The 23,933-nt window shown below is 68.5% G+C and carries 22 protein-coding genes and 2 tRNA genes; 18 read left to right on the top strand and 6 right to left on the bottom strand.

The window, feature by feature from the left end; genetic code table 11:
• Nucleotides 1–23: 23 nt before the first annotated feature.
• The 4 genes from mgtE to ADX84_RS01240 all read left to right on the top strand — a co-directional run bounded on the left by mgtE (nucleotide 24) and on the right by ADX84_RS01240 (nucleotide 3,146).
• Entirely contained in the window at nucleotides 24–1,364 is a 1,341-nt protein-coding gene (gene mgtE, locus ADX84_RS01255; RefSeq protein ID WP_049565980.1) for a magnesium transporter, read from the top strand.
• A 79-nt stretch (nucleotides 1,365–1,443) separates the two neighbouring features.
• Entirely contained in the window at nucleotides 1,444–1,656 is a 213-nt protein-coding gene (locus ADX84_RS01250; protein WP_017545185.1) for an antitoxin, read from the top strand.
• A 231-nt stretch (nucleotides 1,657–1,887) separates the two neighbouring features.
• Complete coding sequence (locus ADX84_RS01245) at nucleotides 1,888–2,580, top strand: M23 family metallopeptidase (protein ID WP_234003810.1); 693 nt, start codon at nucleotides 1,888–1,890, stop codon at nucleotides 2,578–2,580.
• Nucleotides 2,581–2,600: 20 nt separating this feature from the next.
• Nucleotides 2,601–3,146 (top strand): (2Fe-2S) ferredoxin domain-containing protein, encoded by a 546-nt coding sequence (locus tag ADX84_RS01240; RefSeq protein WP_049565976.1) that lies wholly within the window; start codon nucleotides 2,601–2,603, stop codon nucleotides 3,144–3,146.
• A 46-nt stretch (nucleotides 3,147–3,192) separates the two neighbouring features.
• On the opposite strand, the gene ADX84_RS01235 is transcribed toward ADX84_RS01240, so the two are convergent.
• Nucleotides 3,193–5,055 (bottom strand): ABC transporter ATP-binding protein, encoded by a 1,863-nt coding sequence (locus ADX84_RS01235; RefSeq protein ID WP_049565973.1) that lies wholly within the window; start codon nucleotides 5,053–5,055, stop codon nucleotides 3,193–3,195.
• 115 nt (nucleotides 5,056–5,170) lie between these two features.
• Entirely contained in the window at nucleotides 5,171–5,674 is a 504-nt protein-coding gene (locus ADX84_RS01230) for an adenylyltransferase/cytidyltransferase family protein (protein ID WP_049565970.1), read from the bottom strand.
• A 215-nt stretch (nucleotides 5,675–5,889) separates the two neighbouring features.
• On the opposite strand from ADX84_RS01230, the gene ADX84_RS01225 reads away from it, so the two are divergent.
• Nucleotides 5,890–6,183 carry a hypothetical protein gene (locus ADX84_RS01225; protein WP_049565967.1) on the top strand — a complete coding sequence of 98 codons (294 nt, stop codon included), beginning with the start codon at nucleotides 5,890–5,892 and terminating at the stop codon, nucleotides 6,181–6,183.
• A 206-nt stretch (nucleotides 6,184–6,389) separates the two neighbouring features.
• On the opposite strand, the gene ADX84_RS01220 is transcribed toward ADX84_RS01225, so the two are convergent.
• Nucleotides 6,390–6,463: transfer RNA gene (locus ADX84_RS01220), tRNA-Gly, on the bottom strand.
• Between the two features lie 116 nt (nucleotides 6,464–6,579).
• Between ADX84_RS01220 and ADX84_RS01215 the strand changes: the two genes are divergently transcribed.
• The 5 genes from ADX84_RS01215 (at nucleotide 6,580) to clpX (ending at nucleotide 11,493) form a co-directional block, all read left to right on the top strand.
• A tRNA-Pro gene (locus ADX84_RS01215) sits at nucleotides 6,580–6,654 on the top strand.
• Between the two features lie 228 nt (nucleotides 6,655–6,882).
• A complete protein-coding gene (gene tig / locus ADX84_RS01210) occupies nucleotides 6,883–8,334 on the top strand; it encodes a trigger factor (RefSeq protein WP_049565963.1) in 1,452 nt (483 codons plus the stop codon).
• Between the two features lie 316 nt (nucleotides 8,335–8,650).
• Complete coding sequence (locus ADX84_RS01205) at nucleotides 8,651–9,199, top strand: ClpP family protease (RefSeq protein ID WP_082206236.1); 549 nt, start codon at nucleotides 8,651–8,653, stop codon at nucleotides 9,197–9,199.
• A 58-nt stretch (nucleotides 9,200–9,257) separates the two neighbouring features.
• The gene (locus ADX84_RS01200) at nucleotides 9,258–9,914 is read left to right on the top strand and encodes an ATP-dependent Clp protease proteolytic subunit (RefSeq protein ID WP_017545193.1); all 657 of its coding nucleotides are present in this window, start codon (nucleotides 9,258–9,260) and stop codon (nucleotides 9,912–9,914) included.
• Nucleotides 9,915–10,209: 295 nt separating this feature from the next.
• Nucleotides 10,210–11,493, top strand: coding sequence for an ATP-dependent Clp protease ATP-binding subunit ClpX (gene clpX / locus ADX84_RS01195; protein WP_049565959.1), 1,284 nt, complete (start codon nucleotides 10,210–10,212; stop codon nucleotides 11,491–11,493).
• A gap of 132 nt (nucleotides 11,494–11,625) precedes the next feature.
• Here clpX and ADX84_RS01190 read toward each other — a convergent pair whose 3' ends face one another.
• Nucleotides 11,626–12,336 (bottom strand): DUF305 domain-containing protein, encoded by a 711-nt coding sequence (locus ADX84_RS01190; RefSeq protein ID WP_049565956.1) that lies wholly within the window; start codon nucleotides 12,334–12,336, stop codon nucleotides 11,626–11,628.
• A gap of 252 nt (nucleotides 12,337–12,588) precedes the next feature.
• Between ADX84_RS01190 and ADX84_RS01185 the strand changes: the two genes are divergently transcribed.
• The 4 genes from ADX84_RS01185 to ADX84_RS01170 all read left to right on the top strand — a co-directional run bounded on the left by ADX84_RS01185 (nucleotide 12,589) and on the right by ADX84_RS01170 (nucleotide 18,554).
• A complete protein-coding gene (locus ADX84_RS01185; RefSeq protein WP_049565953.1) occupies nucleotides 12,589–13,947 on the top strand; it encodes an LVIVD repeat-containing protein in 1,359 nt (452 codons plus the stop codon).
• Between the two features lie 185 nt (nucleotides 13,948–14,132).
• Nucleotides 14,133–15,542 (top strand): LVIVD repeat-containing protein, encoded by a 1,410-nt coding sequence (locus tag ADX84_RS01180; RefSeq protein WP_049565951.1) that lies wholly within the window; start codon nucleotides 14,133–14,135, stop codon nucleotides 15,540–15,542.
• A gap of 133 nt (nucleotides 15,543–15,675) precedes the next feature.
• On the top strand, nucleotides 15,676–17,094 hold the full coding sequence (locus ADX84_RS01175; RefSeq protein WP_049565948.1) for an LVIVD repeat-containing protein: 1,419 nt from the start codon (nucleotides 15,676–15,678) through the stop codon (nucleotides 17,092–17,094).
• A 95-nt stretch (nucleotides 17,095–17,189) separates the two neighbouring features.
• On the top strand, nucleotides 17,190–18,554 hold the full coding sequence (locus ADX84_RS01170) for an LVIVD repeat-containing protein (RefSeq protein WP_049565945.1): 1,365 nt from the start codon (nucleotides 17,190–17,192) through the stop codon (nucleotides 18,552–18,554).
• 48 nt (nucleotides 18,555–18,602) lie between these two features.
• Here the strand turns inward: ADX84_RS01170 and ADX84_RS01165 are convergent, their stop codons facing one another.
• Nucleotides 18,603–18,854 carry a hypothetical protein gene (locus tag ADX84_RS01165; RefSeq protein WP_049565941.1) on the bottom strand — a complete coding sequence of 84 codons (252 nt, stop codon included), beginning with the start codon at nucleotides 18,852–18,854 and terminating at the stop codon, nucleotides 18,603–18,605.
• Nucleotides 18,855–18,931: 77 nt separating this feature from the next.
• Nucleotides 18,932–20,194, bottom strand: a complete 1,263-nt coding sequence (locus tag ADX84_RS01160) for a hypothetical protein (protein WP_049565939.1) — start codon at nucleotides 20,192–20,194, stop codon at nucleotides 18,932–18,934.
• 111 nt (nucleotides 20,195–20,305) lie between these two features.
• On the opposite strand from ADX84_RS01160, the gene ADX84_RS01155 reads away from it, so the two are divergent.
• The 4 genes from ADX84_RS01155 to ADX84_RS01140 all read left to right on the top strand — a co-directional run bounded on the left by ADX84_RS01155 (nucleotide 20,306) and on the right by ADX84_RS01140 (nucleotide 23,933).
• Nucleotides 20,306–21,655, top strand: a complete 1,350-nt coding sequence (locus tag ADX84_RS01155; RefSeq protein ID WP_049565937.1) for a folylpolyglutamate synthase/dihydrofolate synthase family protein — start codon at nucleotides 20,306–20,308, stop codon at nucleotides 21,653–21,655.
• 26 nt (nucleotides 21,656–21,681) lie between these two features.
• Nucleotides 21,682–22,050 carry a DUF4233 domain-containing protein gene (locus ADX84_RS01150; RefSeq protein WP_049565935.1) on the top strand — a complete coding sequence of 123 codons (369 nt, stop codon included), beginning with the start codon at nucleotides 21,682–21,684 and terminating at the stop codon, nucleotides 22,048–22,050.
• Nucleotides 22,051–22,261: 211 nt separating this feature from the next.
• Nucleotides 22,262–22,666 (top strand): nucleoside-diphosphate kinase, encoded by a 405-nt coding sequence (gene ndk / locus ADX84_RS01145; protein ID WP_049565932.1) that lies wholly within the window; start codon nucleotides 22,262–22,264, stop codon nucleotides 22,664–22,666.
• Between the two features lie 265 nt (nucleotides 22,667–22,931).
• Nucleotides 22,932–23,933 carry a rod shape-determining protein gene (locus ADX84_RS01140; RefSeq protein WP_304413745.1) on the top strand — a complete coding sequence of 334 codons (1,002 nt, stop codon included), beginning with the start codon at nucleotides 22,932–22,934 and terminating at the stop codon, nucleotides 23,931–23,933.

Here is a 23,933-nt window from a genome sequence, read left to right as displayed (position 1 = left end):
GGAGACGCAAGGGGGTGCTTCGCATGGACGGCGAGCGCGCTGAAGAACTCACGGACCTGGTCGAGATCAATGACCTGACCGGGATCAGGCTCTGGTTGGCCGAACACAGGCCCCACGAGATCGCGGACGAACTGGCCCGCATGTCCAGCAGCGAGGCGATCATCCCCTTCCGCCTCCTGGACAAGGACCGTGAGCTGGAGGTCTTCGAGGAGCTGGACCCCGGTCAGCAGCAGGCCATCCTCCTCGGCCTGCGCGGTACCGACTTCCACGACATCCTGGAGGAGATGGACCCGGACGACCGGGCCCGCCTCATCGGGGAGGCCCCGGCCAAGATCGCGACCCGGGCGCTGGCCGGGCTGAGCCCCGCCGAACGCAAGATGACCGCCGCGCTCCTGGGCTACCCCGAGGACTCGGTCGGCCGGTACATGACGCCGGAGACCGTCATCCTGCACCGGGACCTCACCGTGGGCCGCGCCCTCGAGGTGGTGCGCGCCAAAGGAGCCGACGCCGAGACCATCTACACCCTCCCGGTGGTCAGCGACGGCCGTCGGCTGCTCGGCACCATCACCCTGAGCGACCTCGTGGTCAGCGACGACGACCGCGTCCTCAGGGACCTGGTCGACGTCCTCGCGCCCCGGGTGGGCGTGAGCGAACCGGTCGAGGACGCCGCCCGACTCATCCAGGAGGCCAACCTGGTCTCCCTCCCGGTGGTGGACTCCGAGGACCGCTTCGTCGGTCTGTTCACCTTCGACGACGCCCTTGAGGTCATCGAGGCGGCCGACTCCGAGGACATGGCGCGTCAGTCCGGCGCCAGCCCCATCGACGACCACTACGTGTCCGTCGGGGTGCTGCGCCTGGTCGGCGCGCGTTCGGTGTGGCTGATGCTGCTCATCGTCGCGGCGACTCTGACCGTCAACGTCATGCAGGTCTACGAGGCCACCCTGGAGGAGGTCACGGCGCTGGCGATGTTCGTCCCGATGCTCATCGGCACCGGCGGGAACGTGGGCGCGCAGTCGGCCACGGCGATCGTGCGTGCCCTCGCGGTCGGTGAGGTGCGGGTACGCGACCTCCCCTCGGTGATCTGGAAGGAGAGCCGGGTCGGTCTGCTCCTGGGCGTCATGCTCGCCGGAATCGCCCTGGTCATCGGGTCGGTGCTGGTTGGCTTCGACATCGCGGTGGTGGTCGCCCTCTCGGTGATCGCCATCTGCACCTGGGCGGCGATCATCGGTTCCGCGATGCCCCTGCTCGCCCGCAAGGTGGGGGTGGACCCCGCCGTGGTCTCCTCACCCATGGTCGCCACCCTCGTGGACGCCACCGGTCTGCTCATCTACTTCTCGGTGGCGCGCATGGTGCTCGGGCTGTGACCAGGGGCTGACGTTTCGCTTGAAGTGTGGCGGAAACGGGTATCGCACCAGCAGGCAGGACGCGTCTGAGGGGGATTCGATGTCCGATACCGGAGATACGTTCAACCGGCTCAAGAAGGCCGTCAACGACCACGCCGACAAGGCCGAGGGGGTCGTCGGCAAGGTGGCCGACGCCGCCAAGAAGGCGACCGGCGGGTCCCACGACGACAAGATCGACAAGGGAGCCGGGGCCGCCACCGACTACCTGCGCAAGCGCGCACAGGAGAACAAGAAGGACAAGGGTCAGGAGTAGACGCGGGGGCTCTCGGGCCCCGAGGAACGGAACGGATGGGGCGGGCCCACAATGGGGCATGGCCTCATCCGTTCCGCGTCCCGTGCCCGTCCTCCTCGCCCGGCTGCGCATGCCCCTGCTGTGGGCCGCGATGGCCGCGCTTCTGGCCGGGTACCTGGGTCTGTCCTGGTGGGTCGGCGGGACGCTGCTGGTGGTCGCGCTCGCGGTGCACCTGCGACTGGGCACTCCGAGGTGCGCGCCGCGCGTGCTGGCCCCGCCGGTACGCGGACGCTGGATGCCGCTGACCAGCCCGTCGACCACGTACCCAGCCAGGGCACGCACGCCTACGGGCAGACGTACGCGCTGGGTCTGGTCGCCGAGGACGGCACCCGCCCGGACATCGGTTGGCGACCGCTCAGCCGACCCCCGGAGGACTTCCCGGCCTGCGGTGCCCCCGTGTACGCACCCGCCGCGGGCACCGTGGTCCGGGTGCACGACCGCCAGCGCGACCACCGCAGCCGCAACTCCTGGCCGTGGCTGTTCGGCGCCGTCGTGGAGAACACCCTCCGTGAGCTGCGCGGACCCTCGGGGGTGGTCGGCAACCACGTGGTCATCGACCTCGGCGGCGCCCACGTGCTCCTCGGCCACCTGCGGAGGGGCTCCGTCACAGTGGCCCCGGGAGACACCGTGGTGGTCGGCCAACGCGTCGCCGCGTGCGGCAACTCGGGTGCCTGCACCGAGCCCCAGGTCCGGATGCAGCTCATGGACCTGGCCCACCCGCTCTTCGCCGCGGGGCTGCCCATGGTCTGGGGGAGGGGCTGGAGGGCCGGTGCCCCGGAGAACGAAGGGCTTCCCGAAACCTGGCGGTCGGTGGAGGTCGTCGGACCTGACCACGTCAGTGCTGGTCAGGACGGTGTCCCGGAGGAATATCCTGAACTGAGGTAAGGCAAGCCTAATGAGGGGGTGTGGTGAGCGCGATCGACGGTACGCCCTGCAAGCTCACGGTCTGCCGGGGCTGCTGCTGCGGCACACGCAAGAAGGTGCCCGGCGTCGACCACAAGGCGCAGCTCGCCCGGCTCAGCGCCATCGACGACCACGCGGCACGCCGCGTCCCGGTCCGCACCAGCAAGTGCCTGGGCATCTGCTTCGAGGCCAACGTCGTCGTGGTCCAGCCCTCCCGTCAGGGCCGCGCCGCCGGAGGCAACCCCGTCTGGCTGGGCCGGATGACCGAGGACCATCTCCTGGAGGCGCTCGACGACTGGATCTTCGACGGAGGACCCGGCATCGCCCCGCTCCCCGCACTTCTGGAGGAGCACGTGACCTCCAAGGACGCCAAGAAGCCGAAGAAACGCAAGAAGTCGAAGAAGAAGTCGGAACTGTCCGGGGGCACCGAGTCCGGCAAGAAGAGCAAGAAGGACAAGAAGGACAAGAAGGATAAGAAGGATAAGAAGGACAAGAAGCGGGCCAGGAAGGCCGAAAAGAAAAAGAAGGAGGAGGCTGGGAGGACGTGAGGGGGCGACCCCGCCGAGCACACCGACGGAGCCGCCCCCGAACCCCCTAGCCCGACTGGGACGCGAACTGGGTGCGGTACAGGGCCGTGTACAGCCCGCCCGACTCCAGCAGCTCCTCGTGCGTGCCGCGTTCCAGGACGCGCCCGTCCTCCAGCACCAGGATCTGGTCCGCCTCGCGGACCGTGGCCAGCCGGTGCGCGATCACCAGTGAGGTCCGGCCCTCCAGCGCCACCGCCAGCGCCTCCTGCACCGCCGCCTCCGACTCGGAGTCCAGGTGCGCGGTGGCCTCGTCCAGGACCACCACGGACGGCGCCTTCAACAGCAGCCGCGCGATCGCCAGGCGCTGCTTCTCCCCGCCCGAGAGGCGGTAGCCGCGGTCACCGACCATCGTGTCGAGGCCGTTGGGCAGCTGGTCCAGGAGAGCACCCAGCCGCGCCATCCGCAGAGCCTCCTCCAGCTCCGCGTCGGTCGCCTCCGGCCGGGCGTAACGCAGGTTGGCGCCCACGGTGTCGTGAAAGAGCTGCGCGTCCTGCGTCACCACGCCCACGGCCTCCCGGAGGGAGTCACTGGTGGTCTCACGGAGGTCCAGGCCGCCGATCCGCACCGCCCCCTCCGTCGGTTCGTACAGCCGCGAGACCAGGTGGGTGAGGGTGGACTTGCCCGCCCCGGACGGACCCACCAGGGCCACCATCTGACCCGGTTCGGCGCGGAAGGACACCTCGCTCAGCACCTGGGTGTCGTCGGCGGCCTCTGCCTGCGGGGTCAGTTCCAGGGACGCCACCGACGTCTCCGAGGCGCCCGGGTAACGGAAGGACACCCGGTCGAACTCCACGCTCAGCGGCCCGGCGGGCAGCGGCTGCGCGTCCGGGCTCTCCTTGATCTGCGGTTCCAGGTCCAGCACCTCGAAGACGCGGTCGAAGGAGACCAGGGCCGTCATGATCTCCACGTGCACGTTGGACAGCGTGGTGATCGGCCCGTAGAGCCTGGCCAGCAGGGTGGTCAGCGCCACCAGGGTGCCCACCTCGAAGGAACCGTCCACGGCGAGCACACCGCCCACGCCGTAGACCATCGCCATGGCCAGCGCCGTGATGGTGGCCAGCATGGTGAACAGCAGACCGCCGATCACCGACTGGCGCACCCCGAGGTCGCGCACGCGGGCGGCACGGTCGGAGAAGGTGCCGGACTCCTCGTCGGGACGGCCGTAGAGCTTGACCAGCATGGCCCCGCCCACGTTGAACCGCTCGGTCATCAGCGAGCTCATCGCGGCGTTGTTGTCCATCGCGTCGCGGGAGATGTTCGCGAGCCTGCGTCCCAGCAGCTTCGCCGGGACGATGAACAGCGGTACCAGGACCAGCGCCAGCAGGGTCACCTGCCACGACAGGGCCAGCATCGTGATGAGCACCGCCACCACGCTGATCAGGTTGGAGACCACCGACTGGAGCACCGAGGTGATGGCGCGCTGCGCGCCGACCACGTCCGTGTTCAACCGACTGATCAGAGACCCGGTCTGGGTTCGGGTGAAGAAGGCGATCGGCATCCGCTGCACGTGGGAGAACACCTGGGTGCGCAGCAGGTAGATGACGCCCTCACCGATCCTGGAGGACAACCACCGTCCGGTCAGGGTGATGACGCCCTCCACGAGCGCCAGCACGGCCGCCGCGACCGCCAACCAGATCACCACCGAGGTGTTCCCCGGGAGGATGCCCTGGTCGATGATGGCTCGCAGGAGGAGCGGGTTGGCCACGACCACGGCCGCGCCCACCGCGGTCACCCCGAGGAAGAGCAGGATCTGCCGCCAGTGCGGTGTCGCGTAGGACAGCACACGTCTGGTGAGCCCCGGGGGCAGTTCCTGCCCCCGTGCGCTTCCGTCGTTGACCAGTGCCCTGTAGGAGGGCCTCCCTGACATCATCCGCAGCCTCGATTCCGTTCACCACGTCGCCATCCAAGCCTCAACACCGGAGGGAGGGCGCTGCTTCCCTGGTCCGATGTGGGATCGCCGGGGAGGTCGGTGGGAACACGGGTCGTCAGAGGGACGAGGCGAGACGACCGAGTGCCGCGGTGGTCGAGCGGCCGGGGGTGAACGGCAGTTCCCAGGTCTGGGCGCCGAGGGCGTCGGCGCCCCGGATCTTGGCCTGGGTGTAGCGGTCCCCGGCGGTGAAGGCCAGCGCGGCGGGGGAGAAGGGGCGCAGCAGTTCCGCGTAGGCAGCCCAGTCCGCCACGGAGGGCGGGCCCTCGATCACGAACGATCCGGCCACACAGCCCAGGGCGGCGATGGTCTCGGACCGTTCCGCGTCGGGGTTGACCGGGCGTCCGGGGCCCTTCCAGGCCCGGACGCGCTCGTCGGACTCGATCCCCACGACGAGGGGGAGGCCGCGGGCGGCGATGGACTGGAGGAAGCGCACGTGCCCGACGTGCAGGACGTCGAAGACTCCGGTCACGACGACCGGCCGCTCCAACGGCTCCGGTCGTTGGAACCACAGCAGGCGGAGCGACGTCGCCTGCTCGCCCGTGCCGTCCGTGTCCGTCATCTGGCCCCCGTTCCACCGAACCCGAGTGGCGCCCGTTCCAGGTCGTGCCGACGGGTCCGCCCGAAAGGTCAACGTACCCGCTTGAGGCCGGTATTCCGCTTCGTGGCGAGGTGAAACCGAACAGTGTTCTGTGAATGTGCCCTGCGTCGCCGCGAACCACGACGGCGGGGAGTGAGTCCCATCACTGGAATCGAGTGCGAGAGGAAGAGGTGTCCATGTCGTGGACGGTGCTGATCGAGGAGATCCGGGGGAGCGGGGAACGCCAACGCTGGGGATTGGTCCCATCGGCGCCCGGTGGCCAGCGCAACGCCAGCTTCGACGATCGGGAGGAAGCCAGGACGGAGGCCCTTCGCCTGACAGCGGCGCATGTTCCGGGCCACCCGTGGTCGGAGCGTGACCGTCAGGCCTACCGGATCTCTCCCGACGAGTACGTCGTGAACGTGGACGGTGCCACGACGGAGTTCCACTTCCGCGTCACCGTGGCCGAGCGGATCGTTCCCGGAGGCTAGGGGCACGGGCCGGAACCCCTGCGCCGCCGAGTCTTCCGGGCTTCGAGGGTGCGGGTTATGGGGGGTCGTTTCCTGGGTGGAACGGCGAAGCGGGTTGGTGCTGACGGGCACACGGTTCGCTTCGAGTGGTGCGGGTTTTGGGGGGTTGTTTCCCGGGTGGAACGGCGAAACGAGCTGGTGCCGACAGGCACACAGCTCGTTTCGAGTGGAGCGGGCGACGAGAATCGAACTCGCATGACCAGCTTGGAAGGCTGGGGTTCTACCATTGAACTACGCCCGCGTGGCATCGGAGCCCCTGAGTTTCCTCTAGACTCGTGGAGCCGATGGAGACAAGAGTACAGTCTCTGGGGCGTTGGTCGCACACCCGTTTTCGGGACGTGTGTCCACGCCGGGTGACGGGGTGTAGCGCAGCTTGGTTAGCGCGCATGCTTTGGGAGCATGAGGCCGCGGGTTCGAATCCCGCCACCCCGACGAAACCGTCCGCGGCGGTTCGGCCTTCGGGCCGTGCGCCGTGGCCCCCTGTCTGTCTGCCCTAGACTTGGTGCGATCAGCAGGAAACTGTAAGTCCCAGCCCGTCGCAGGGCACCCCGAAGGAACGTGGTCATCACCGACCGGGGGTGCGCGCGTGCATACGCCGTTCGTGTGGTGCGCCTGCGGGCCGACGCGGACACCAGCCGGCAAACCTAGGAGTACCGCCCCGTGAAGACCGATGTCGAGGAGCTCAGCCCGACCCGGGTCAAGCTGACCATCGAGGTGCCCTTCGAGGAGCTCGAGCACGCTTTCGACGTGACCTACAAGTCGCTCGCCAAGCAGGTTCGGATCAAGGGCTTCCGCCCGGGCAAGGCACCGGCGCGGCTGATCGACCGCTACGTCGGCCGTGGCGCGGTGATCAGCGAAGCGGTCAACCACGCCGTTCCGGAGCTCTACAACGAAGCCATCCAGAAGGAGGAGATCTTCGCGCTCGGCCAGCCCGACGTGGAGGTCACCAAGCTGGAGGACAACGACGAGCTCGCCTTCACCGCCGAGGTCGACATCCGACCCAAGTTCGAGGTGAAGGACTACAAGGGCATCGAGGTGACCGTCGACAGCGCGACCGTCACCGACGAGCAGGTCGACGAGCAGATCGGCACCCTGCGCGAGCGCTTCTCCACCCTGGTTGGCGCCGACCGTCCCGTTGAGGACGGTGACAACCTCTCCATCGACCTGGTCGCCGCCATCGACGGTGAGAAGCTCGAGGACGTCGCCGTCAGCGGCTACTCCTACGAGGTCGGCACCAACACCATGCTGGAGGGCCTCGACGAGACCCTGCGCGGCATGGAGTCCGGTGGCGAGGCCACCTTCAAGACCACCCTCGTCGGTGGTGAGCACGAGGGCCAGGAGGCGGACGTCACCGTCACCGTGCACTCGGTGAAGGTGAAGGAGCTGCCCGAGCTGGACGACGAGTTCGCCCAGCTGGCCTCCGAGTTCGACACGATCGACGAGCTGCGTGACGACGTGCGCAAGCGCATGGCCGACGTCCGTCGCATGCAGCAGCTGTCCGCCGCCCGTGACAAGGCGCTGGAGAAGCTGATCGAGTCCGTCGAGATCCCGCTGCCCGACGCGGTGGTCGACGAGGAGATCAACCGCCGTCGCCAGAGCCTTGAGCAGCAGCTCGCCCAGAGCGGTCTGACCAAGGAGGCCTACCTCGAGTCGCAGGAGAAGACCGAGGAGGAGTTCGAGGAGGAGCTGAAGACCGGCGCCAACTCGGCGGTCAAGGCTGGCTTCATCCTCGACCAGCTGGCCCTCCAGGAGGACCTCAGCGCCGACCAGGGTGAGCTCAGCCAGTACGTGTTCGAGCAGGCCCAGCGCATGGGTGTGAGCCCGGACCAGCTGGCCCAGCACCTGGTCGAGTCGAACCAGATCCGCGTCGCCTTCACCGAGGTCGTCCGCGGCAAGGCCATGGACGTGGTCCTGGCCGGTGCCAAGGTGACCGACGAGGACGGCAACGTCGTCGAGCAGGAGATCGTCGAGGCCACCGACGACCAGGCCCTGGCCGAGGCCGTCAAGGCCGCCGCCGCTGCCTCCACCGAGGTCGCCGAGGCCGACAAGGCCGAGGAGACCGCTGAGGCCCCCGAAACCGACGAGGACGCCGACAAGGCCGACTCCAAGTAGTCCGAGGCTTCACGGCGCCGCGAGGCACCATGGCTCTCACGGGCCCTGGCCAACCCGTTACGGGACGGCCGGGGCCCTTTCCCTTCCGTTCCTGGCGCGTTGTTCGCTGTCAGGAGAAAGGGTGTGTCCGCGACCGGCTGCACCCTGCGCTCAAAGCGAACAGGGACGGTATCCGGACGAGCCTGGCGTCTGTCGGCGTTAGTGTCGCTGTATCGCAACCGTTTCGATTCCGGAGCAGGTGACGAGAGTGCCGCCGACCTTTGATGAGTCCCAGCGATTCGACGCTCGTACGTCGGATCAGCAGCTTTCCCCTTTTATTGAGCAGACGCCTCAGCGCCTGTTGCGCCAGCGAATCGTGTTCCTCGGCCAGCAGGTCGACGATGACATCGCCAACCGCCTCGTCGGTGAGCTCCTGCTGCTGTCCGCGGAGGACCGCCAGCGGGACATCACGATGTACATCAACTCGCCGGGTGGTTCCGTGACGGCGGGTATGGCGATCTACGACGTCATGCAGTACATCCCCAACGACGTGCGCACCGTGGGTATCGGTATGGCCGCGTCGATGGGCCAGATGCTCCTGTGCGCCGGTGCGCCCGGCAAGCGTTACGCGCTGCCGCACACCCGCGTCATGATGCACCAGCCGTCCGGTGGCATCGGGGGCACCGCCTCCGACATCCGGATCCTGGCTGACCAGCTGCTCTACGTGAAGAAGATGTTCATCCAGAAGATCTCCGAGCACACCGGGCAGTCGGTCGAACAGATCGAGAAGGACGCCGACCGGGACCGCTGGTTCACGGCTCAGGAGGCCAAGGAGTACGGCTTCATCGACGAGGTGCTCGAGGGCACGCTCGACGTGACCAGCTGACAGTCCTGAGCTGACCTGGCCCAGTCCATGAATCGGCGCAGTGCGTGGAAGGCGTGAAATGACCGAGTTCAACCCCAGTCTCATCGGCGGCGCGGCCTCGATGGCTCCCCAGAGCCGCTACGTCCTGCCGTCCTACGTGGAGCGTACGTCGTACGGCGTCAAGGAGATGAATCCGTACAACAAGCTCTTCGAAGAGCGGATCATCTTCGTCGGCGTCCAGATCGACGACACTTCGGCCAACGATCTGATGGCCCAGCTCATCACCCTTGAGCAGCTCGACTCCGAGCGGGACATCCAGATGTACATCAACTCGCCGGGAGGTTCCTTCACCTCCCTCATGGCGATCTACGACACCATGCAGTTCGTGCGCCCCGACATCCAGACGGTGTGCATCGGACAGGCCGCGTCGGCCGCCGCGATCCTGCTGGCGGGCGGCACCAAGGGCAAGCGTGGTGCCCTGCCCAACGCCCGGATGATGATCCACCAGCCGGCGACCGAGGGTATGCACGGTCAGGCCAGCGACATCGAGATCCAGGCCAACGAGATCACCCGTATCCGTACGCAGCTGGAGACCACTCTGGCCAAGCACACGGGTCGCTCCCACGAGCAGGTCTCGAAGGACATCGAGCGGGACAAGATCCTCACCGCCGAGGAGGCAGTGGAGTACGGTCTCATCGACTTCGTCCTGCCCTACCGCAAGGCCTCCCTGAAGTAACGGGGACAACGGTTGCCGTGTCCTCCCCGGCCGGGGCGTCTCGCGAACGCGAGAAGCGCCCCGGCGGGGGGAATCCGGCGCCACGAAGTACTCACCGGTCCGGTTTCTGACCCGCCTGGGACAGCCCGGTGGTGAAGCCGGTCCGGTTTTTCGCTTAGTCTGGCGGAGAGCGACACACAGATCGCCCCGTTCGTGGCTGGCAGTCGCGAACGGACACACGGGAGACGAGTCCTTCCGTCCGTTCGGCGCCGCGTGCGCCCGGAACGGGGCGGCCTTAGTTTTGAGGAGTGGCTGGGTGGCACGCATCGGCGACGGCGGGGACCTGCTGAAGTGCTCATTCTGCGGTAAGAGCCAGAAGCAGGTGAAGAAGCTCATCGCTGGCCCCGGCGTGTACATCTGCGATGAGTGCATCGATCTGTGCAACGAGATCATCGAAGAGGAACTCGCCGACGCCACCGAGCTCACGTGGGACTCCCTTCCCAAGCCCCGGGAGATCTTCGACTTCCTGGACTCGTACGTGATCGGTCAGGAGCAGGCGAAGAAGTCCCTCTCGGTGGCGGTTTACAACCACTACAAGAGAGTGCGCTCGGAGACCGACCGTCCCGGTGACGAGGACGTCGAGATCGCCAAGTCGAACATTCTCCTGCTGGGGCCGACCGGTTCGGGCAAGACCCTGCTGGCGCAGACCCTGGCGAAGATCCTCAACGTCCCCTTCGCCATCGCGGACGCCACCGCCCTCACCGAGGCGGGCTACGTGGGCGAGGACGTCGAGAACATCCTCCTGAAGCTGATCCAGGCCGCTGACTACGACGTCAAGAAGGCCGAGACCGGCATCATCTACATCGACGAGGTCGACAAGGTCGCCCGCAAGAGCGAGAACCCGTCGATCACGCGCGACGTCTCCGGCGAGGGTGTCCAGCAGGCGCTGCTGAAGATCCTGGAGGGGACCACGGCTAGCGTGCCCCCTCAGGGCGGCCGCAAGCACCCGCACCAGGAGTTCATCCAGATCGACACCACCAACGTGCTGTTCATCTGCGGTGGAGCCTTCGCGGGGCTGGAGAAGATCATCGAGTCCCGCACCGGTCAGCAGGGCATGGGCTTCAACGCCACCCTGCGGCCCAAGAGCGAGATGGCCGGGACCGCGCTGTTCGGCGAGGTCATGCCGGAGGACCTGCTGAAGTTCGGGATGATCCCGGAGTTCATCGGCCGTCTGCCGGTGATCACCAGCGTGCACAACCTGGACAAGGCCGCGCTGATCCAGATCCTCACCGAGCCCCGCAACGCCCTGGTCAAGCAGTACCAGCGGCTGTTCGAGCTGGACAACGTCGAGCTGGAGTTCACCCAGGACGCCCTGGAGGCGATCGCCGAGCAGGGCATCATCCGGGGGACCGGCGCCCGTGGTCTGCGCGCCATCATCGAGGAGGTCCTGCTCTCGGTGATGTACGAGGTGCCCAGCCGGGAGGACGTCGGCCAGGTGATCATCACCCGTGAGTCGGTGGAGCAGCACGTGAACCCGACCATCGTGCCGCGCGCCCAGCTCGAGGCGGACGAGGACGGTCGTCAGGAGAAGTCGGCCTGACCGCCGGACCGGTCGCCGCGGCGGGCTGACGCCGCGCGGTTGGACCGCTGAGGCCTTCGGGGCGCCCTTCCCACGGGAAGGGCGCCCCTTCTCATGCCTGGGCCAGGCCGGACGGGGCCGGGCGTGGTCCGGTCACTCCCCGCCCTCGAGAACTCCCTCCATTCGGGCGATCTCGGTGTTCTGCTCGGCGATGAGGTCGTTGGCCATCCGCAGGACCTCCTGGTCCTTGCCCTCGGCCATGGCCTCCTCCGCCATGGTGACCGCGCCCGCGTGGTGGGCGGTCATGAGTTCCACGAAGAGGTGGTCGAAGTCGTCGCCGTCGGCGTCGGCGAGGCGGCCCATGTCCTCGTCGGAGACCATGCCCTCCATGTCGTCGTGGTCCACCTGGAGGTCGCAGGCGACCACGGCGTCCTCGGTGGAGTGGTGGGTGCCGTCGCCCTCCAGACCGCAGAAGTTCTGGTGGGCGGGGTTCTCCCGGGCGGGCCCGAAGACGTTGACCTCCAGCCAGCTCTCCATGGCGGAGATCTCGGGCCCCTGGGCGGCCGCGATGCGGTCGGCGATCCGCTCGATGCCGTCGCGCTGGTAGCGGTCCTCGACCAGGTCGGTCATCTCCAGGGCCTGGCGGTGGTGTTCGATCATCTTCACCAGGTAGGTGACGTCGGCCTCGTTGTGGCCCTGCTCCTCGGCGAGGGCGGCGATCTGGTCCGCGGTGGCTGGGGTCGATTCCTCCCCGGGGGCGCCGGGGGCGATGACGTTGGCGGACTGCTGTCCCTCGTCACCGGTACAGGCCGAGACTCCGAGCAGCACGAGGGCGGTTCCGGCTGCGAGTGCCAGGCGACGCACGAGGTCTCCTCCAGGGGTGGGGGTCGGCGGGCCGGGTGCCCGCCGGTGTCGGCTGACCCGACGTCCTGCGGGTTTTCTACTCACTCGAGGGGTGTTTTGTCCAGTACCGGGGGTGCGGCGGGGTGGTCGTGTCCGTTCGTGGGACTCCCGGTGGTGTCCGTTCTCGGCGTTTCGTCTGGCTTGTGTACGACGATGAGGGTACAACCCATTGTAGTCAAGTGACTTCTTTGGGTGGTTTTCGGGGGTGGGTGCATGGCTTCGGTTACGGGACGGCGCCGGGGTACGGTCGCGGTCGCCTCGCTGGTCGCGGTGGCCTGGCTCGCGGTCCCGGGCGCCGGCGCCGACGACGGGGTGACCACGGGTGGGGGCGTGGTGCACCTGGCCAACGTGCCCAAACCGGAGACGCTGGCGAGGTCGCCCAACTCCGACCTGGCGTTCACCGGTGACTACGCGATCGGCGGCAACTACAACGGTTTCGTCGTCTACGACATCTCCGAACCGGAGTCCCCGACGGTCGTCTCCGAGGTCCTGTGCCCGGGGGGTCAGGGCGACGTCTCGGTCAGCGGCGACCTCCTGTACTTCTCCGTGGACTACCCGCGCGCGAACGACGAGTGCGGGGCGCCGTCCGCCCCGGCCACTGAGGCCGACGCCTTCGAGGGCCTGCGGATCTTCGACATCTCGGACAAGGCGAACCCGCGGTACGTCGCGTCTGTGGCCACCGACTGCGGATCGCACACCAACACCCTGGTGCCGGGCGCGGACGGGCGCAGCGACGTGGTCTACGTGTCCTCGTACGCCCCCGCGGAGGTCTTTCCGAACTGCCAGCCGCCGCACGACAGGATCTCCATCGTCGAGGTGCCGCACGAGGCCCCCGAGGAGGCGGCCGTCGTCAACGAGCCGGTGCTCTTCCCGGGCGGCGGCCACAGCACGACCACGGGCTGCCACGACATCACCGCCTATCCCGCTCGCGGTCTGGCGGCCGCCGCGTGCCTGGGTGACGGCCTGCTGTTGGACATCACTGACCCGATCCACCCGGAGGTGGTGGAGCGCGTCCAGGACGAGAACTTCGCCTTCTGGCACTCGGCGACGTTCACCAACGACGCGAGGAACGTGGTCTTCACCGACGAACTCGGCTCGGGTTCCTCGGCGACCTGCAACGAGAGGATCGGCCCCGAGCGCGGCGCCAACGCCGTCTACTCGCTGGACACGTCGGGAGAAAGCCCCGAACTCGAGTTTCGGAGTTACTACAAATTGCCTCGGCACCAGACCGATACCGAGAACTGCGTGGCGCACAACGGTTCGCTGATCCCGGTCCCGGGCCAGGACTTCTTCGTTCAGTCCTGGTACCAGGGCGGAGTGTCGGTCATCGACCTCACCGACCCCGACCAGCCCGTCGAGGTGGGCTTCTTCGACCGTGGCCCGTTCGACCCGGACCAGCTGCGCACGGCCGGCTCCTGGTCCGCGTACTACTACAACGGGCACGTCTACTCGTCGGACATGGAACGCGGGCTGGACGTGCTGGCGCTCACCGACCCCCGGTTCGAAGGGGCTGAGTCGGTGGTGCTGGACGAGTTCAACCCGCAGTCGCAGCCGGAGCTCCCGAACAGCTAGCCGGACCGGGTGCGGCGGTCGCCCGCCGCACCCGGAACCGGGCCGGTCTGGACACGGTGCGTGAGCGGATCGAGTCGGCTCGACACCGTGTAAACAACCATGTTTCTTTTGTTTCCCTCTATACATATTGATGTTGAGCTGTGTACGTTCTTCCTGTTTCGCTCCATCAGGAATCAGGAGTACGCATGGCGTCGTCCCCCGCCCCCTCCCCTTCCAGACGCTTGCGGTACCGACGCGGCTCCACCGGCCTCGCTCTCGTCGGCGCCACCGCCCTGACCTTGGGCCTCCTCGGGCCCGCCGCCGCCTCGGCGGACCGGACCCCCTTCGAGAGCGACGCCGAGACCAGCGCGAACGTCACTCACGTGACCAACGTCCCGAAGTCCGAAGCCATGGGTGACTACAACACCGACCTGGCGTTCACCGGTGACTACGCGATCGGCGGCAACTACAACGGTTTCGTCGTCTACGACATCTCCGAACCGGAGTCCCCGACCGTCGTCTCCGAGGTGGTGTGCCCCGGCGGCCAGGGCGACGTCTCGGTCAGCGGCGACCTCCTGTACTTCTCCGTCGACTACCCCCGGGCCAACGACGAGTGCGGCGCCCCCGCCGTCCCCACCACCGACCCGAACGGGTTCGAGGGCATCCGCGTCTTCGACATCTCCGACAAGGCCAACCCGGCCTACGTCGCGGCCGTGGCCACCGACTGCGGATCGCACACCAACACCCTGGTGCCCGGCAAGGACGGCGAGCACGACTACGTGTACGTGTCCTCCTACTCGCCCTCGGCGAACTTCCCCAACTGCCAGCCGCCGCACGACAAGATCTCGGTCATCGAGATCCCCGTGGACAACCCCTCCGAGGCCGCGCTGGTCAACGAGCCCGTCCTGTTCCCGGACGGTGGCAACCGCAACACCAGCGGCTGTCACGACATCACCGCCTACCCGGAGCTCGACCTCGCCGCCGGGGCGTGCATGGGTGACGGCATCCTGATGGACATCTCCGACCCCGCCCACCCCGTGGTCACCGACGTCGTCCGGGACGACAACTTCGCCTTCTGGCACTCGGCCACGTTCACCAACGACGCGGGCACCGTGATCTTCACCGACGAGCTCGGCGGCGGTGGCGGCGCCATCTGCACCGAGGAACACGGGGTGGAGCGCGGCGCCAACGCCATCTACTCCGTCGGCGGCACGGACGGGGCGCCCGAGCTGGACTTCGAGAGCTACTACAAGATCCCGCGCGTGCAGAGCGCCACCGAGAACTGCGTTGCGCACAACGGTTCGCTGATCCCGGTCCCGGGCCAGGACTTCTTCGTTCAGTCCTGGTACCAGGGCGGGGTGTCGGTCATCGACTTCAACGACCCGACCGCGCCGCGTGAGATCGGCTACTTCGACCGGGCCCCGATCGACGAGGACAACCTCGTCCTGGGCGGTTCGTGGTCGGCGTACTACTACAACGGCTACGTGTACTCCTCGGACATCACCCGGGGCCTCGACGTGATCCGGCTCGACGACCCGCGCCTCCGCTCCGCCGCGCGCGTCACCTATGACGAGTTCAACCCGCAGTCGCAGCCGAGCTACCGACCGGGCCGCTGACGCGCGCCACGACCTCTCCCGGTGGCTCCTCCTGGGGAGTCAGGGCAAACGGGAGAGAACGGGGCCGTGGTCCGACGGCCACGGCCCCGCCGCGTACCCCTCATCTCCGTCCCCCAACCGATCTGGAGAAACCATGCCCGCAGCTCCCCCGTCACGGGCCGGACTCGGCCCGCGCGGCGTGACGGCGGTCGCGCTGACCGCGGCGGCGACCCTGTTCGCCGGGCTCCTCGGCCCGGCGGCGGCGTACGCCGACACGCCTCCCTCCGACAGCGTCACCAGTGACAACGTCGAGCACCTCGCCAACGTCCCCAAGCCGGACGCGGTCAGCAACACCAACTCGGACCTGGCGTTCACCGGCGACCACGTCATCGGCGGCAACTACGACGGTTTCGTCATCTACGACGTCGCTGACCCGGCGGACCCGAGGATCGTCTCGGAGGTGGTGTGCCCCGGTGGCCAGGGCGACGTCTCCGTCAGCGGGGACCTGCTCTACTTCGCCGTGGACTCCCCCCGGGCCAACGACGAGTGCGGCGCTCCCGCCGTGCCGGTCACCGACCCGAACGGGTTCGAGGGCGTGCGGATCTTCGACATCTCCGACAAGGCCAACCCCCAGTACGTCTCGGCCGTGCGCACCGACTGCGGATCGCACACGCTGACCCTCGTGCCCGGCGCGGACCCCTCGACCGAACTGGTCTACGTCTCGTCCTACGCGCCCTCGGTGAACTTCCACAACTGCCAGCCGCCGCACGACAAGATCGCGATCATTGAGGTCCCCGTGGACGACCCGGGCTCGGCCGCGATCGTCAACGAGCCGGTGCTCTTCCCGGACGGCGGCAACCACGACCAGCCCGGTCTGCTCCGACCGACCGAGGGCTGCCACGACATCACGGTCCACCCGGCCAAGGACCTCGCCGCCGGCGCCTGCATGGGCGACGGCATCATCATGGACATCTCCGACCCGGTCAACCCGGTCGTGACCGAGGTGGTCCAGGACGAGAACTTCGCCTTCTGGCACTCGGCCACCTTCACCAACAACGCCGAGGCCGTCCTGTTCACCGACGAACTCGGCGGCGGCGGTGCGGCCACCTGCACCGAGGAGATCGGACCCGAGCGCGGCGCCAACGCCATCTACTCCCTGGAGGAGTCCCCTGACGGCGGCCACGACCTGGAGTTCGCGAGCTACTTCAAGATCGACCGCCACCAGGGCGACCAGCAGTCCTGTGTCGCGCACAACGGGTCGCTCATCCCGGTTCCGGGGAAGAACTACTTCGTGCAGTCCTGGTACCAGGGCGGCATCTCGATCATCGACTTCAACGACCTCAGCAACCCCCGCGAGATCGGTTACTTCGACCCCGACAACCGGATCGACCCGGACATCGAGAACGGCAGCACCTGGTCCGCGTACTACTACAACGGCTACGTGTACTCCTCGGACATGCGCCGCGGCCTGGACGTCCTCAAGCTGACCGACCCGCGCCTGCGTGCGGCCGAGCGGGTCACGTACGAGGAGTTCAACCCGCAGACCCAGCCGGTCTACCGCCCCGGGCGGTAACCAGCGACGACGCACCGGGGTGCCGCGCGAGCCACGCGCGGCACCCCCGCGTGCTGTCACCCCCAACCCCCGATCCCCATCTGGAAGGCAGACCCATGCGCACCTCCCCGCGCCGCGGCGCCGTACTGGCGACGGCCGCTGCCGCGACGCTGTTCACCGGGCTCCTCGGCCCGGCGGCGGCGTACGCCGACGCGCCGCCCTCGGACGAGATCTCCAGCGACAACGTCGAGCTCGTGGCCAACGTCCCCAAGCCCGAGGCGGTCAACAACACCAACTCGGACCTGGCGTTCACCGGCGACTACGCCATCGGCGGCAACTACGACGGCTTCGTCATCTACGACATCTCCGAGCCCGAGGACCCGAGGATCGTCTCCGAGGTGGTGTGCCCCGGCGGGCAGGGCGACGTCGCGGTCAGCGGCGACCTCCTGTACTTCGCTGTGGACTACCCCCGCGCGAACGACGAGTGCGGCGCCCCCGCCGTGCCGGTCACCGACCCGAACGGGTTCGAGGGTGTTCGCATCTTCGACATCTCCGACAAGGCCAACCCGCAGTACGTCTCGGCCGTGCGCACCGACTGCGGATCGCACACCCTGACGCTGGTCCCCGGTGACGCGGAGCGCGAGTACGTCTACGTGTCCTCGTACTCTCCCTCGGCGAACTTCCCCAACTGCCAGCCGCCGCACGACAAGATCGGCGTCATCGAGGTGCCGCTCGACGCGCCCTCGGAGGCGTTCCTTGTCAACGAGCCGGTGCTGTTCCCGGACGGCGGCCACCGCACCACCACGGGCTGCCACGACATCACGGCCTTCCCGTCCAAGGACATCGCCGCCGGTGCCTGCATGGGCGACGGCATCCTGATGGACATCTCGGACCCGGCCTCCCCGGTGGTCACCGAGGTGGTCCAGGACGACAACTTCGCCTTCTGGCACTCCGCGACCTTCACCAACGACGCCCGCACGGTGCTGTTCACCGACGAGCTCGGCGGCGGCGGTGCGCCCACGTGCACCGAGGAGATCGGACCCGAGCGCGGCGCCAACGCCATCTACACCCTGGACGGTGAGGGCGCCGACTCCACGCTGGAGTTCGCGAGCTACTTCAAGATCGACCGCCACCAGGGCGACCAGGTGTGCGTGGCCCACAACGGGTCGCTCATCCCGGTCCCCGGCCAGGACTACTTCGTGCAGTCCTGGTACCAGGGCGGCATCTCGGTGATCGACTTCAACGACCCGACCAACCCGCGCGAGATCGGCTACTTCGACGCCGACTCCCGGATCGACCCCGACATCCAGGACAACGACACCTGGTCGACGTACTACTACAACGGCTACGTGTACTCGTCCGACATCGACCGCGGCCTGGACGTCCTCAAGCTGACCGACCCGCGCCTGCGTGCGGCCGAGCGGGTCACGTACGAGGAGTTCAACCCGCAGACCCAGCCGGTCTACCGCCCCGGCCGGTAACCGTCACCGACGATCCGGGGCCGGGGGCCGCGTGCCCCCGGCCCCGTCTCAGTCGAAGAGGTCCTCGGGCCGGTCCACCGTGACGGCCGAGGGGACCCACTTCTCCAGGGTCGCCAGGTCCGCACAGCCCTCGATGCGCTCGCGGACCTCGTCCGGGACGCTGAAACCGCGTGCCTCCAGCACCGAGACGACGCTGCGCGCCGCCTCAGCCGCGCGGCCTTCTTCCCGGCCTTCTTCCCGGCCGATACCGACGTACTTGCGGGCGAAGTCGCTCTGCCACTCGTAGGTCTCCACAGCCATCAAGCCCTCCAGCTCCTTGCGAGCGGCCTCATTGAGGCCGAGCCGATCGTGTCGCGAAGTGTGGTCGCGTGTGGGGGTTATGCGGGACGCGGGTCGAAGAGGCGGTCGGTGGGGGCGTCGAGGACCTCCGTCATGCGCCCGGTGAAGTAGACCGTGCCCAGGGCGAGGACGCGTCGGCCGAGGGCGGTGACGGCGGTGGGGGAGAGGTCCTCGGCGCGGACGCGGTTCCAGTGGTCGGGGAGGGCGTGCTCGAAGCGCAGGTGCTCCTCCGGCAGGCGCACGGCGGTCACCCGCAGCCCCTTGAGCGCTTCGACTGCCCCGGAGACGTCCTTGTGGTCGGGCAGGCACAGCAGGACGTGATCCACACCGCCCCACAGGTCGCGGGCGTGGGACAGCGCGGCGGTCACGCCGACGCGGTCGATGGCGGAGTCCACCACGACCTCGGTGGATGAGCCGGGAACGGTGTGCCTCGACAGGCGGGCGGGCAGGTTCACGGTGCCCAGGACCTCGTGGAGCCGACTGGGCGTCGCCGGTGGCCTGTCCATCAGGTCCAGCATGCGGGTGGCGGCGGCGGTGCCCAGGACTCCGTTGGCGGCGGACAGGCCCCGGGGGCGCAGGGCCTCGGGGGGTTCGGTCGCGGTCGCGGGGTCCACGACCTGTGGGGAGAGCCGTTCACGGGTGTTCTCGGCCAGGGTCCCGGCCACGACGGGCGCCGCCTCCGCGCTCTGCGGCAGGGTCACCAGCGCACGGGTGCGTTCGGGGTGGACCACGCGGGTCTTCTCGCGTGCGATCTCCGCCACGGTGTCCCCGAGGACCCCCACGTGCTCGGCGAAGACCATGCCCAGAGCCACCACCTGCGGGCCCAGGAGACGCAACTCGTCGCGGTGCCCGCCCATGCCGGCCTCCAGGACGCACACGTCGGCGCCGACCGCGCGTGCGTGCAGCAGGCCGGCCACGAGGAACAGCCCGCTCGGCGCCAGATAGCCCTCCTCAGGGGAGGGCAGGGAACGCCGGGCGGCCTCCATGGTCTGGCCGAGGTCGCGGAGTTCGTCGTCGGTCACGGACACGCCGTCGACCCGGACCCGTTCGCGGTACCCCCGGAAGCTCGGACCCGTCACCAGGACCGTCCGCAGACCGGCGGCGGACAGGGTGGCCGCCGCGTAGGTGGCCGTGCTCCCCTTGCCCTTGGAACCCACCACACCGAGCACGGGCGTCGGTGCCGGGTCCAGGTCCAGCGCGGCCAGGAGCGCGGACGCGCGGTCCAGGCTGCGCGCCTGTCCGGGGCCGCGTCCCGCCCACTCGGAGAAGAACGGTTCGACGATCGGGTCAAAGCTGGGCATGCCCCCAGTATGGTCCGCGCGGAGGGGACCACCGTACGCCCGACCCCGCGTCGGAGCCCAGGTGGGGCCGCGTACACTGGCGCGGGTGTACACCCCGACCACCGAGACCCCGTGAGTGGCGCGGGCGCCCACGAGCGCTACGCCGAGGTCACCGCGGAGATTCTCTCCCGCGCGCCCGAATCCGACATCGACCCCACTCTGGACCGTGTCCGCACGGTCCTGGACCTGCTGGGTGACCCGCACCGCAACTTCCGGGTCATCCACGTCACCGGAACCAACGGCAAGACGTCCACCGCCCGGATGATCGACGCGCTCGTGCGCGGCCGAGGCCTGCGCGTGGGCCGCTACACCAGCCCCCACCTGCGGACGGTGCGGGAGCGGATCGTCGTCGACGGCGAGCCGATCTCGCAGGAGGAGTTCGTCGAGGCCTACGATGACATCCGGCCGTACCTGGAGATGGCCGACTCGATGAGCGACATCCGGTTGTCGTTCTTCGAGATCCTCACCGTGATGGCCTACGCCGTGTTCGCCGACGCCCCCGTGGACATCGCCGTGGTGGAGGTCGGCATGGGCGGCAGCTGGGACGCCACCAACGTCGTCGACGGCGACGTGGCCGTGATCACCCCCATCGGGATCGACCACACCGAGTACCTGCCCGACACCCTCGACGGCATCGCCGAGGAGAAGGCCGGGATCATCAAGCCCGGCTCGGTCACCGTCATGGCCCAGCAGCCTCTGCCCGCCGCCGAGGTCCTGCTCCGGCACGCCGCCGAGGTCGGGTCCACCGTGGCCCGCGAGGGGCTGGAGTTCGGCGTGACCTCCCGCGAGGTCGCCGTCGGCGGCCAGCAGGTCGCCGTCAAGGGCCTCACCGGCACCTACGACAACCTCTTCCTGTCGCTGTTCGGCGAACACCAGGCCAGCAACGCGGCGGTCGCCATCGCGGCCGTCGAGGCCTTCTCCGCCTCCGAGGACGCGGCCGGACTCGACCCGGTGATCGTCGGCGAGGGCCTGGCCGCGATCGACTCCCCGGGCCGCATGGAGGTCGTGCGCACCAGCCCGACCGTCATCGCCGACGCCGCCCACAACCCGGCCGGAATGATCGCCACCGCCGCGGCCGTGGAGGAGGCCTTCTCCTTCTCCAGGCTGATCGGCGTGATCGCGATCATGGCCGACAAGGACGTCGAGGGCATCCTGGAACCCCTCGAACCGCTGCTCGACGAGATCGTGGTCACCCGAAACTCCTCACCTCGGTCCCTTGACCCGGCACAGCTGACCGACATCGCCCGGCAGATCTTCGGCGAGGACCGCGTGCACGTGGCCGCGCGGCTCGACGACGCCATCGACCAGGCCGTGGGCCTGGCCGAGGGAGGCGGCGAGTTCGGCGGAACCGGCGTGCTGGTCACCGGATCGGTCGTCACCTCGGGCGACGCGATCCACCTGCTGCGCGGTTCCGGGGACTGAAGACCCACAGACGAAGGGAGAACGCCGTGCGCACACTCTGCGCCGTGGTCCTCGTGTTCGAGGCCGTCGTGATCGGTCTGGCGATCCCGATCGCCATCAACCTGGAGGGCGCCGACCCCGCCGTGGCGGGCGGTGTCTGGGGCGGCATGGCGCTGGCCGCCCTGCTGCTTTCCGGCCTCCAGAAGCACACCTGGGCGCACTACGCGTCGTGGGTGCTCCAGGCGGCCTTCCTGTTCAGCTCCTTCATGGTCACCGGGGCGCCCCTGGTAGCGATCGTGTTCGTGTCCCTGTGGGTCACCGGCGTGATCCTGGGGCGAAGGGTCGACGCAGCCCGCGCCGCCCATGAGGAACGGGCCGAGCAGGAGGTGGACGCGGGGGTCGGCGGGCCGTCCTAGGACGAATGGGCTCTCCCCCCGCGTCCACGGAGCAAACGCGATAGTGTGACGCACGTCCGGGCAGACGAGCGGACCCGCACGGCGGAACCTCCCCCCGCCTCGTCCCCGAGCCCCGGTCACACACCCGTTCACCCCACCGCGTGCGCTCGCCACTGCGGGCCCAGGCCCCCTTGTGCCACGCGGGGGTCCCCAATGAGGAGTTGAAACGCACGTGGAGCGCACTCTCGTTCTCATCAAGCCCGACGGTGTCCGCCGCAACATCGTCGGTGAGGTCATCTCGCGCATCGAGCGCAAGGGCCTGAACCTGGTCGCGATGGAGCTGCGCACGCTCGACGCGGACACCGCGAAGACGCACTACGAGGAGCACGCCTCGCGTCCGTTCTTCGACTCGCTGGTGGAGTTCATCACCGGTGGTCCGCTGGTCGCCATGGTGGTCGAGGGCGAGCGCGCCATCGAGGCCTTCCGCGCCCTGGCCGGTGCCACCGACCCGGTGACCGCCACGCCCGGGACCATCCGCGGCGACTTCGCCCTGGAGGTCCAGAAGAACATCGTCCACGGCTCGGACTCCACCTACTCCGCCGAGCGCGAGATCAAGCTGTTCTTCCCCGACCTGTAGGGGTTCCGGGCCCGTGAGCCCTAGTCTTGGTGTCCCGGGGTGCTCACGCACCCGGGACACCATTTCTTTTCCCACCCTTGCCCGGTGACGAGGCAACAATTCGGTGTGTTTGCGTAACGGACTAAGTGCGGACCGTTACGATGCGGAGGACTGGATACCTAACGTGCTGGAACGACCACGTATGGTCGTGACCGCGCGTCCCCGCCCGACACGGCGCCTCTGAGGACGTTACATGCCGAACAACCTTGCATTTCTCGGCCGGGACATGGCCGTAGACCTTGGTACCGCCAACACACTCGTGTACGTACGCGGACGCGGCATCGTCCTGAACGAGCCCTCCGTGGTCGCGCTGAACACCTCGACCGGCAAGATCGTGGCGGTCGGTATCGAGGCCAAGCAGATGATCGGCCGCACGCCGACCAACATCACCGCCATCCGCCCCCTCAAGGACGGCGTCATCGCCGACTTCGAGGTCACCGAGCGCATGCTGCGGTACTTCATCCAGAAGATCCACCGCCGCCGCCACTTCGCCAAGCCCCGCATCATCGTCGCGGTCCCGAGCGGCATCACCTCGGTCGAGCACCGCGCGGTCAAGGAGGCGGGCTACCAGGCCGGGGCGCGCCGCGTGTACATCATCGAGGAGCCCATGGCCGCGGCTATCGGCGCCGGGCTCCCGGTCCACGAGCCCACCGGCAACATGGTGGTCGACATCGGCGGAGGCACCACCGAGGTCGCCGTCATCTCCATGGGCGGCATCGTCACCTCCCAGTCCATCCGGGTGGGCGGTGACGAACTCGACCAGGCGATCATGACCTTCATCAAGAAGGAGTACTCCCTGATGATCGGGGAGCGCACCGCCGAGGAGCTCAAGCTCGCCATCGGCTCCGCCTACCCCACGGGCACGGAGGAGCTGCACGCCGAGGTGCGCGGACGCGACCTCATCAGCGGCCTGCCCAAGACCATCGTCCTGTCCGAGTCCGACGTGCGCCAGGCCATCGAGGAGCCGGTCACCGCGATCATCGACGCGGTCCGCACCAGTCTCGACAAGTGCCCGCCCGAACTCTCCGGCGACATCATGGACCGGGGCGTCGCGGTCACCGGCGGCGGCGCCCTGCTGCGCGGCCTCGACGACCGTCTCCTCCACGAGACCGGAATGCCCATCCACGTGGCCGACAACGCCCTCGACTCCGTCGCCGTGGGCTCGGGTACCTGCGTTGAGAACTACGAACGCCTCCACCAGGTCCTCGTCCCGGAACGGCGGCGCTGA

Origin of the sequence: Nocardiopsis sp. SBT366 (assembly GCF_001083815.1) — a bacterium.
Lineage (GTDB): Bacteria > Actinomycetota > Actinomycetes > Streptosporangiales > Streptosporangiaceae > Nocardiopsis > Nocardiopsis prasina.
The sequence above is the reverse complement of the archived record's forward strand: the minus strand, read 5'-3'. Positions and strand labels throughout refer to the sequence as shown.

Excerpts from the sequence above, each read along its gene's own strand:
- ADX84_RS01170 (WP_049565945.1), top strand. The coding sequence starts at position 17,190 with ATGCGCACCTCCCCGCGCCGCGGCGCCGTACTGGCGACGGCCGCTGCC.
- ADX84_RS01200 (WP_017545193.1), top strand. The coding sequence starts at position 9,258 with ATGACCGAGTTCAACCCCAGTCTCATCGGCGGCGCGGCCTCGATGGCT.
- mgtE (WP_049565980.1), top strand. The coding sequence starts at position 24 with ATGGACGGCGAGCGCGCTGAAGAACTCACGGACCTGGTCGAGATCAAT.
- ADX84_RS01160 (WP_049565939.1), bottom strand. The coding sequence starts at position 20,194 with ATGCCCAGCTTTGACCCGATCGTCGAACCGTTCTTCTCCGAGTGGGCG.
- ADX84_RS01250 (WP_017545185.1), top strand. The coding sequence starts at position 1,444 with ATGTCCGATACCGGAGATACGTTCAACCGGCTCAAGAAGGCCGTCAAC.
- ADX84_RS01185 (WP_049565953.1), top strand. The coding sequence starts at position 12,589 with ATGGCTTCGGTTACGGGACGGCGCCGGGGTACGGTCGCGGTCGCCTCG.
- ADX84_RS01235 (WP_049565973.1), bottom strand. The coding sequence starts at position 5,055 with ATGATGTCAGGGAGGCCCTCCTACAGGGCACTGGTCAACGACGGAAGC.
- ADX84_RS01230 (WP_049565970.1), bottom strand. The coding sequence starts at position 5,674 with ATGACGGACACGGACGGCACGGGCGAGCAGGCGACGTCGCTCCGCCTG.
- ADX84_RS01180 (WP_049565951.1), top strand. The coding sequence starts at position 14,133 with ATGGCGTCGTCCCCCGCCCCCTCCCCTTCCAGACGCTTGCGGTACCGA.
- ADX84_RS01140 (WP_304413745.1), top strand. The coding sequence starts at position 22,932 with ATGGCCGTAGACCTTGGTACCGCCAACACACTCGTGTACGTACGCGGA.
- ADX84_RS01225 (WP_049565967.1), top strand. The coding sequence starts at position 5,890 with ATGTCGTGGACGGTGCTGATCGAGGAGATCCGGGGGAGCGGGGAACGC.
- ADX84_RS01175 (WP_049565948.1), top strand. The coding sequence starts at position 15,676 with ATGCCCGCAGCTCCCCCGTCACGGGCCGGACTCGGCCCGCGCGGCGTG.
- ADX84_RS01165 (WP_049565941.1), bottom strand. The coding sequence starts at position 18,854 with ATGGCTGTGGAGACCTACGAGTGGCAGAGCGACTTCGCCCGCAAGTAC.